2 protein-coding genes are annotated in these 2,598 nt (G+C 66.6%); both read right to left on the bottom strand.

Going from position 1 to position 2,598, the window contains the following annotated elements; translation table 11 throughout:
• The coding region (locus tag AB7U92_RS25675; protein WP_428583465.1) for an adenylate/guanylate cyclase domain-containing protein at positions 1-859 on the bottom strand (859 nt) is incomplete at its 3' end.
• Between the two features lie 104 nt (positions 860-963).
• A partial coding sequence (gene rpoD, locus AB7U92_RS25670) for an RNA polymerase sigma factor RpoD (RefSeq protein WP_428583463.1) occupies positions 964-2,598 on the bottom strand: 1,635 nt, incomplete at its 5' end.

Here is a 2,598-nt window from a genome sequence, read left to right as displayed (position 1 = left end):
GCGGTGTGCCCAGGCCGATCAGGCCGCTGCCGTGCAGCGTGCAGGTGCCGCGCCGCAGGCTGATCACCTCGGGGTCGTGATCGAAGCGCACGTAGGTGCCGTTGTAGCTCAGGTCGGTGAGCTGGATGGGGCCGCCGTGCCAGTCGATGCGGGCATGCGAGCGCGACACCCGCGTGTCGTCGATGCAGTAGGTGACGCCCGGGCTTCGGCCGAGCACCACCGGCAGGCTGGGGCCGCTGTAGACCCGGTTCATGTTCAGCCACACGAGGCGGATGCCCTCCGGCTCGGCGGCCGGCGCCATGTCGCCGAAGGCGGTGGCCGCCGTGTCGCCGGGATTGCGCTGCGCCTCGAGCAGGTAGACGTGCACCGGCTCGACGCGGCCGCGCAGCTGCATGCGGTCGAGGCTGCGGAAGCGCTCGCGCTGCGCCGGCGGCAATCCGGCGAGCACCGCCGAGGTGAGCAGGGTCTCGTTGTCGCCCGCGTGGTCGAGCAAGCGCGCGGCCACGTTGACGGCGTCGCCGAAGACGTCGCCCGACATCTGCACCACCTCGCCGCAGGCCAGCGCGACCTGCACCTTCAGCGGCTGCGGCAGGCTGCTGCCCGGGCCGCCGATGCGCTCCAGCGAGTCGTGCATTTCCTCGGCCGCTGCCAGGGCGGCCTTGGGCAGGATGAACATCGCCATCAGCCCGTCGCCCAACGTCTTCACCAGTTGCCCGCCCATGGCCTCGACGATGCGCGCAAGCAGGGCCACGCTCTGCGTGACCACCGCGGTGGCCTCGGCGTTGCCCATCGACTCGTACAGCGACGTGCTGCCGCGCAGGTCGGCAAACAGGATGGTGCGCTCGACGATCTGGGTCATGCGGTGAGGCAGCTCAGCGGCATGGGGCAAAGTTTATCGTCTGCGAGGGGGCTTCCCCAGCGAAAAGGGCCCCTAGGGGGCCCTTTGTCGCACTGCGGCGCCAATCAGAGATTGTCCAGATAGGTGCGCAGCTTGTCCGAGCGGCTCGGGTGCTTGAGCTTGCGGATCGCCTTGGCCTCGATCTGGCGGATGCGCTCGCGCGTCACGTCGAACTGCTTGCCGACTTCCTCCAGCGTGTGGTCGGTGCTCATCTCGATGCCGAAGCGCATGCGCAGCACCTTGGCCTCGCGCGGCGTCAGCGAGTCGAGGATGTCCTTGACCACGTCGCGCAGGCCGGCCTGCATGGCGGCATCGATCGGCGCGGTGTTGTTGGTGTCCTCGATGAAGTCGCCCAGGTGGGAGTCGTCGTCGTCGCCGATCGGCGTCTCCATGGAGATCGGCTCCTTGGCGATCTTCATGATCTTGCGGATCTTGTCCTCGGGGATCTCCATCTTCTCGGCCAGCGTCGGCGCGTCCGGCTCGTAGCCGAACTCCTGCAGGTGCTGGCGCGAGATGCGGTTCATCTTGTTGATCGTCTCGATCATGTGCACCGGGATGCGGATGGTGCGCGCCTGGTCGGCGATCGAGCGCGTGATGGCCTGGCGGATCCACCACGTGGCGTAGGTCGAGAACTTGTAGCCGCGGCGGTATTCGAACTTGTCGACCGCTTTCATCAGGCCGATGTTGCCTTCCTGGATCAGGTCGAGGAACTGCAGGCCGCGGTTGGTGTACTTCTTGGCGATCGAGATCACCAGGCGCAGGTTGGCCTCGATCATCTCCTTCTTCGCATCTCGGCTGGCCTTCTCGCCCTCGTTCATCTTGCGGTTGATCTCCTTGAGATCCTCCAGCGGAACGACGGCGCGCGCCTGCACGTCCATCAGCTTCTTCTGCAGTTCCTGCACCGGCGGCAGGTTGCGCTGCAGCACCGCGCTGTAGGGCTTGCCCGCGGCGACTTCCTTCTCGGCCCACTTCAGGTTCAGCGCGTTGGGCGGGAAGCTCTTGATGAAGTGCTCCTGCGGCATGCCGCACTTGTCGACGATGATCTTGCGCAGCTCGCGCTCGTAGCGGCGCACGTCGTCGACCTGGCCGCGCAGGATGCCGCACAGCTTCTCGATCGTCTTGACGGTGAAGCGGATCGTCATCAGCTCGGTGCTGATCGCCTGCTGGGCCTTGTTGTAGGCTGGCGACTGGTAGCCTTCCTTCTCGAAGGCCTTGCGCATCTTGTCGAAGTTCGTGCGCAGCGAGTCGAACTTGACCATCGCGGCGGTCTTCAGCTCCTCGAGCTTCTTGGTCAGTGCCTTGCTGCCGCCGGCGCCGTCGTCGTCGTCGTCCTCGTCGAAGAAGTCGACATCCTCCTCGGCCACGTAGTCGTCGGCCTCGTCTTCGCTGACGAATCCGTCGACCACCTCCGAGATCTGCATCTCGCCGGCGCGGATCTTGTCCGAGTAGCTCAGCAGCTCGGCGATCGTCGTCGGCGAGGCGGAGATGGCCAGCATCATCGCCTGCAGGCCGCCTTCGATGCGCTTGGCGATCTCGATCTCGCCCTCGCGCGTGAGCAGCTCCACCGTGCCCATCTCGCGCATGTACATGCGCACCGGGTCGGGGGTGCGGCCGAATTCGGAGTCGACCGTGGACAGCGCCGCTTCGGCCGCTTCCTCGGCTTCCTCTTCGGTCGCGGGGGTGGTGCCGCCGCCGGCGAT

It is taken from the genome of Piscinibacter sp., from assembly GCF_050175855.1.
GTDB lineage: Bacteria > Pseudomonadota > Gammaproteobacteria > Burkholderiales > Burkholderiaceae_C > Piscinibacter.
This window is presented reverse-complemented; position numbering and strand designations above follow the sequence as displayed.